At 29.1% G+C, this 7,479-nt stretch carries 6 protein-coding genes, 1 tRNA gene and 1 rRNA gene; 1 reads left to right on the top strand and 7 read right to left on the bottom strand.

The genetic code is table 11. From position 1 onward, the window contains the following. Positions 1–108: ribosomal RNA gene (locus H8R92_RS12780) — 16S ribosomal RNA — on the bottom strand; the annotation flags it as partial. Positions 109–576: 468 nt separating this feature from the next. On the opposite strand from H8R92_RS12780, the gene H8R92_RS12775 reads away from it, so the two are divergent. Then, on the top strand, positions 577–1,254 hold the full coding sequence (locus H8R92_RS12775; protein WP_186835655.1) for a uracil-DNA glycosylase: 678 nt from the start codon (positions 577–579) through the stop codon (positions 1,252–1,254). A 102-nt stretch (positions 1,255–1,356) separates the two neighbouring features. On the opposite strand, the gene H8R92_RS12770 is transcribed toward H8R92_RS12775, so the two are convergent. The 6 genes from H8R92_RS12770 to fusA form a co-directional block, all read right to left on the bottom strand. Next, complete coding sequence (locus tag H8R92_RS12770) at positions 1,357–1,554, bottom strand: hypothetical protein (protein ID WP_022212650.1); 198 nt, start codon at positions 1,552–1,554, stop codon at positions 1,357–1,359. Positions 1,555–1,909: 355 nt separating this feature from the next. Further along, a tRNA-Phe gene (locus H8R92_RS12765) sits at positions 1,910–1,985 on the bottom strand. 125 nt (positions 1,986–2,110) lie between these two features. Beyond that, a complete protein-coding gene (locus H8R92_RS12760; protein WP_186835654.1) occupies positions 2,111–3,055 on the bottom strand; it encodes a CPBP family intramembrane glutamic endopeptidase in 945 nt (314 codons plus the stop codon). A gap of 163 nt (positions 3,056–3,218) precedes the next feature. Continuing rightward, the gene (locus H8R92_RS12755; RefSeq protein ID WP_186835653.1) at positions 3,219–4,469 is read right to left on the bottom strand and encodes a competence/damage-inducible protein A; all 1,251 of its coding nucleotides are present in this window, start codon (positions 4,467–4,469) and stop codon (positions 3,219–3,221) included. Between the two features lie 140 nt (positions 4,470–4,609). Further along, a complete protein-coding gene (locus H8R92_RS12750) occupies positions 4,610–4,846 on the bottom strand; it encodes a hypothetical protein (protein WP_022166988.1) in 237 nt (78 codons plus the stop codon). 137 nt (positions 4,847–4,983) lie between these two features. Then, entirely contained in the window at positions 4,984–7,071 is a 2,088-nt protein-coding gene (gene fusA, locus H8R92_RS12745) for an elongation factor G (RefSeq protein WP_022212132.1), read from the bottom strand. Between the last annotated feature and the right edge of the window lie 408 nt (positions 7,072–7,479).

The raw sequence follows: 7,479 nt of genomic DNA, 5'->3' as shown, positions 1-7,479 counted from the left end.
ACCCGTCCGCCGCTAAATCCATTCCCGAAGGAACTTCATTCGCTCGACTTGCATGTGTTAGGCACGCCGCCAGCGTTCGTCCTGAGCCAGGATCAAACTCTCAATAAAAAGTTTAATCTGTTTTGCTCAAATTACTTTGAGTCTTTATAAGACTTAAAAGAATTGCTGGTTTTATATTAACTATATTCTGTTCAATTTTCAAAGACCATTTATCTTGTCGCCCTCAAGCGACTTTCTTATCTTATCACTGGAAGTTTATTCTGTCAACAACTTTTTTTTAAAAAGTTTTTTTCAGAAACTACTTTCCATTTTCGCAAATTTACCTACTAGATATTTATCTGTATGTCATCTCTGCGACGTGTTTTATCTTACCATTATTATTCTCCATAATTTTATGTTTTATTACTAATTTAAGCATATTAATCTTAATTTATATTATTTTTCTCCATTTTTCTTAATATATCTATATACGATATGCAAGGTAACGTTTTTGCCTATTTTGATGAAATTATTGGCATTTCTATTATTAATACTTATAATTCATATTGTATAAACTAAAATGTAAGAGGTGATTTTATGACTAATGTATTAGCCAAAGACTGGTATTATTTATTAAAAGATGAATTTAAAAAGGATTATTTCTTTAACCTAAGGAATTTTCTCAATAATGAATATAAGCATCATATTATTCATCCTGATAAAGAAAATATATTTAACGCTTTAAATTTCACATCATATGAAAATATTAAAGTAGTAATATTAGGTCAGGATCCTTATCATGGAATGAATCAAGCTCATGGATTAAGTTTCTCGGTAAATCCTACTGTTGCTATTCCTCCTTCTTTAAGTAATATATATAAAGAACTAAATAATGATTTAGGTTGTTATATTCCTAACAACGGATATTTAAAAAAGTGGGCTGATCAAGGTGTTTTACTTCTTAATACTGTTCTTACTGTAAGAGATGGTGCTGCAAATTCTCATAAAAATAAAGGCTGGGAACAACTAACGGATAAGATAATAGAATTGATAAATAAAAAGAACGACCCAGTTGTTTTTATCTTGTGGGGAAATAATGCAATTCAAAAAAAATCCCTAATAACTAATAGTAAGCATCTGATATTAACATCTACTCATCCTAGTCCATTATCAGCTTTTAGAGGATTCTTTGGTAGCCATCCATTCTCAAAAGCCAACGATTTCCTTATCTCTATAGGTAAAAAACCTATAGATTGGCAAATAGAAAATATATAGGATACATATTTTTTTATTCTGTGCATATATAAAAATAGGAGCCCTATGAAAATAAACTTTACATAGGGCTCCTTATCTAATAGAATAAATCAAAATAATATCTTACATTATTTCTTTCTTTTTAAACTTTTTATAAGTAGAGTATATTAAACCACTTATCATTCCAATTACTCCTCCGGCAGCAAATGTAAAAATTATATTTTCAAAAAAAGCTCCCACAAAAATTCCTATTCCAACACCTATAGCTATTCCTTTGGTTAAATATTCATAATCCTCTTCTGATAACATAAATTTTCCCATTTTAACTACCCTCCCATATTTATATCTTAATACAAATTAATATAAAATTACTTTCTACAAATAACTATAAATCCTTTTACTTAACTTGTAAAGAGTTATTTTATAACTCTTTGTATATTTTTTATTAACTTTTTATTATTTATACCATAGAGCTTTATTTCTTTATCTATTAGTATTATATTATTGCCTTTTATCTTTAATTTATATCAGCTTAACATAGTGTTATTATATTTTTTATAAAAAAAAGATATATTAAACCGTCCATTTTAAAATAACGATTCAATATATCTTTTATAATTAATGAGTATATATTTAAGCACAAAAAAGCAGCTTATTATTCAACAAGCTGCTTACCTGGTGGCTCGACCAGGAATCGAACCAGGGACACGAGGATTTTCAGTCCTCTGCTCTACCGACTGAGCTATCGAGCCTTAACAATTTTATTATATTATATTCCTATAATTATGTCAATATTTTTGTTAATATTGTTTTTTTCTGCTTAATATACTACTTCTTCACCTATTTGATTAATTAAATAATATATAATTTATTTTAATTAACTAAAAAAATTCATATAGATAATATATATTCCTATTATTAAGACTAATGGTAAGTTTACTACATCCTTTATACTTTTCATCAAACTATTTTTTACTCTTACCTCTTCTCTTGTTAGTATATTTCTCTTTATATTTAATGATATAAGCTTTTTAAAAATAAAATATATAGCTACAAAGCAAATTATAGTTAAAATAGCATAAAAGAATATTGCTCCTAAAACTACTGAATTAGGTACATTTTTTAAAGTAACTTCACTTACTGCCTGCAATTCCTCTTCACTTGCTGGCAATAACTCCATTAACTTTGACAATGTTACAGATGTACCATTGATGATAAAATGAATAATCATACTAGAAAATATACTTTTAGTAATTCTAACAACTAATGCTAATATAATCCCTAATGCTACTGCATATAAAAATTGTTGTCCATCTAAATGCATAATTCCAAAGAACAATCCTGTAACCACCGCTGATACAAAGATGTTTTCATCATCATAACCAGCTAAAACCACTCCCCTAATAGTAATTTCTTCAGTTATAGCAGGCATAACAGCAAACAATAACAAGAATAAAAGGTATGGAGTATCTATAATAGATGTAATCACCATTGCAACATTATTAGGAAACACTAATTGTGATATTAAAGATAACAATGTGACCATTGGTTGGCAAACAAATGCCAATAATATCAATAATAATGCATCTTTAAAATAAAGCTTATTAATCCTTAAAGTGTCTTTTATACTTCTTGGTGATAATAATAAATAAATAATTGCTGGCATTATAAATATGGTTAAATGTGTAATAAACAATTTCATTCTATAGTCTGTAATATTTAAAATACTAAATATATATGATAATGGATAAGCCGAAAAAATACCTAATAGCAATATAACTAAAAAGTATATATTAGCCTCCTTCAATTTTTTCAAAAACATTCCCCCTAACTGTAAATCTACTTTGCAATAATGTATATTTATAGTTTTATATGATAATAATATAAATGAAGTGGATAAAGCTTCATAATTAATCGCCTCTCCCCCATTTTATTTATATACAAGATAATCCCCTTAATCATTTGATTAACGGGATTATTTTTTCTTATTCCCTACAATATCCTTTTTCAATGATTTTTAGCCTTAATAGATTTAATGCATTCATAGTAGCTCTTTCTCTAATCTTATCTCGCTCTCCTTGGAAGATAAACTTTTCTACTACTGTTTCCCCTTTAAAGCATAATCCTATATATACTAAACCTACTGGCTTTTCTTTTGTTCCACCACCTGGTCCTGCAATACCAGTTGTAACTACTGAAATATCTGATCCACTTTCTCTACATATACCTTCTGCCATTTCCCTGGCAGTTTCTTTGCTTACTGCACCATATAAATTTAAGGTTTCTTTCTTAACACCAAGTCTCCTCACCTTAGCTTCATTGGAGTATGTAACAGCACCTTCAAGAAATACCTGTGAAACTCCTGGATATGATATTAGCTTAGCAGCAATCATTCCCCCTGTACATGATTCAGCTGTGGAAATGGTTAAATTGCTTTTACATAACATTTCTGCTACCTTATACTCTAAGGTAATTTCTCCTTCTCCATACACTTTGTCTTTAAGTGTCTTCCTCACTTCCGCCTCCACTGGTTCAATTAAATTTAAACATTCCTCTTCAGTTTCTCCTTTAGCTGTTATCCTTAAGCTAACATCTACACCTTTAGCATAAGGAGCAACCGTTGGGTTTTTTCCATTATCAATAAGATAAGCTAGCTCTTCTGCCATGAAGCTTTCACCTATTCCAAAAATTCTTAGCATCTTTGATCTAAGCACACAATCTGTTAACTTTTCTAAGTAAGGAAGTACTTGCTCATTAAACATACTTTCCATTTCCCTTGGTGGCCCTGGCAATATTATCATTTTCTTATTTCCCTCTTCTATAATTACACCACTGGCTGTTCCACAGCTATTAGGCATTATTATCGCACCTTCTGGAAAATATGCCTGCTTAATATTATTTCCTTTTAATTCACGACCTTGCTTATTAAAATATTTCTCAATACCTTTTAAAGTATTTTCATCAAGCTTTAATTTTTTGTTAAAGTACTTTGCTGCTGACTCCTTAGTAATGTCATCTTGTGTTGGTCCTAAGCCACCAGTTGTTATTACAAGCTCGCTTCTTTTATATGCTTCATCATATGCCTTTAATAATCTTTCCTCATTATCACCAACTACCTGCTGATGATATACATCTATTCCTAAAGTAGCAAGTTCTCTAGATAAATACTGTGCATTTGTATTTACAATATCTCCTAACAATATTTCTGAACCTATTGCTATTATTTCTGCTTTCACATTTTTCACCTCAATTCAATTTACTTCTAATTGAATTATACCATCAATATCCAATTAATTAATATCATAATATAATTAAATCTTTATGTTTTTATTTTTACAAATTTAAAATCCCTAAAGCTTAAAGCTCTAGAGATATATTATTTATACTTATTAGCATTAATATAATAACCTCCAAGAGTATCAATTCCTTGATCTATTATTACAAAATTTCCTTCTCTTAGCATCGAAGTAATTATATTTATGTGCTGTTTATTTGATGCATCTAAAGTAATTGTAAAATTATCATTTTTATCAACTATTCCCATATAGTCATATATATCACTATATTCTCCTAGTCCTAACTTTCCCTTTATATCCATTCTATAGTCAGGCATATTTAATATCCTCCTACTACTTTAGTCCATCTATATTTTTACTCAATAATAATTTATGTAAATAAATTATATTTTATTCATTCGTAATATATTTTAATAGAAAATAGAGGTGAAATTATACTCCACCTCTTATTATTTTAAGCTTCTGCCTTTAATTTCTTTGCTTCATTTAATATCTTTATTAGTTCTGATTCAGGAACTTCTTCATATCTACCAAAAGAACTTACATAACTTCCTCTTGCGTGAGTCATTGCTCTTAATGAAGTAGCGTAATTAAACATTTCAGCCATAGGCACTTCCGCAATAACTTTCTGTTCATCACCTACTTGTTCCATTCCCATAACTCTACCTCTCTTTTTATTTATATCTCCCATTACATCACCCATGTATTCATCTGGAACCTTAATTTCTACATTCATTATAGGTTCCAATAAGATTGGCTTTGCACTTTCTAACCCCTTTTTGTAAGCAATAGATGCTGCTATTTTAAAAGCCATTTCTGAAGAATCAACTGGATGGTATGATCCATCATATAATGTAGCTTTCACTCCTACAACAGGATATCCAGCCAAGACACCACTGGACATACATTCTCTTAATCCTTTCTCTACCGCTGGTATGAAGTTTCTTGGAACAGCTCCACCTACTACTTTATCAACAAAATCTAAATCAAATTCACCATCATTTCTTGGTTCAAATTTTATCTTAACATCTCCATATTGACCATGTCCTCCTGATTGTTTCTTGTATTTACCTTGAACATCAGACTTTCCTTTAATAGTTTCCCTATATGGAATCTTTGGAGTCTGTAAAATAACATCTGCTCCAAATTTATTCTTTATCCTACTAGCTATTACTTCCAAATGAGTTTCTCCTAAACCCCAAATTATTGTCTCTGCATTTTCCTTATCTCTTTCAATTTTAAAAACAGGATCCTCTTCAATAAGTTTAGATAATGCTAAAGAAATCTTTTCTTCATCACCTTTTGTTTTGGGAAGTATTGCCATTGACATAACTGGTACAGGAAGCTTAATCTTATCATATTTAATATTAATCTCTTGACTACATAAAGTATCTCCAGTTGATGTGAATTGTAATTTAGCTACTGCACCTATATCTCCAGCAATTATTTCATCAGTAACAATTTGATTTTTTCCTCTCATAAAGAATAAATGAGATAATTTTTCTTGCTTGCCACTATTAGTGTTCTTTACTACAGCATCTCCATTTAATTTGCCAGTAATTACTTTAAACAATGAAATCTTTCCTACAAAAGGATCAGCTATAGTTTTAAATACATAAGCTGAAAATGGTTTATCTTCTTCAACCTTAATATAAATTTCATCACCAGTATCAATATCTAATGCTTTATGAGCACGTGAGTATCTAGGTGATGGGAAACATCCTATAATATTTTCTAACATTGATTTGATACCTACTACTTTCGTAGCACTTCCACATAATACAGGAGCTATCTCTCCATCAGAACAACCTTTTATAAATCCTGAATAAATATCTTCATCACTAAGTTTTCCATTTTCTAAATATTTTTCTAATAATTCTTCATCAGTCTCAGCAACTGTTTCCATTATCATTTGTCTACATTCATTTACTTTATCAATAAGATCTGCAGGAATATCTATACTTACCATTTTTTTAGTTTTATTGTCTAATTTAAATGCTTTTTGTGAAATTATATTTACTACACCAGTAAAATTTTCTTCTTTACCAATTGGATATTCTATTGGTACTATGCTAAGACCAAATTTTTCTTTCATTTGTTCTAATGTCTTATCAAAATCTGCATTTTCCCTATCCATTTTATTAATAAAAAATGCCCTTGGAATATTTACTTTATTGCAATACTTCCATGCTTTTTCCGTTCCTACTTCAACACCTGATACAGCGCATACTACAATTGTTGCTATATCTACTGCTTTCATTCCTTGTATCATTTCGCCTTCAAAATCAAAATATCCAGGCATATCAACTATATTAATCTTTGTATTATTAGATTCAACACAAGCTACAGAAGTTGATAAAGAAATACCTCTCTTTTTTTCTTCTGCTTCGTAATCCATTACAGTGGTTCCATCTTCATTTTTTCCAAGTCTATCAGTAGTGCCTGTATAATATAGTAATGCCTCTGCTAATGATGTCTTTCCTGTAGCACCATGTCCTATCAAACCTACATTTCTTAAACTTTCAAAATTGTAGTTTTTCATGATATCTTAGATAATACTTGCCCTAAGTACTATCTTTCACCTGCCTTTCTTATATATAATATTTATATAATTTATATTAAAACTATTTAACTTAATAAATATCTATTAAATTTTTATGTTTTAATATGTTCAAATAGTACAAGCCTCATAATATTTCTAAAAGTATTTTATTTACTTTCTATTGTTATAAAATTATTCCCTTAATTAATAGTATTTATCCATTTTAATTTATATTACTTATTATTTAATATTTCTCCTTATACCTTACCCCTAAATTATCTTTACGTATAAAAAAGTGGCTTTCGCCACGCTCCCTTCGGGAATTTAATTTTAAGTATTCTAAAAGGCATAGAACTAACATCGGTTCTATGCTATATTTTTCCTATTAATTAATACTTTATTCCGTAT

It is taken from the genome of Clostridium lentum, from assembly GCF_014287815.1.
GTDB classification, from domain to species: domain Bacteria; phylum Bacillota; class Clostridia; order Clostridiales; family Clostridiaceae; genus Clostridium; species Clostridium lentum.
This window is presented reverse-complemented; position numbering and strand designations above follow the sequence as displayed.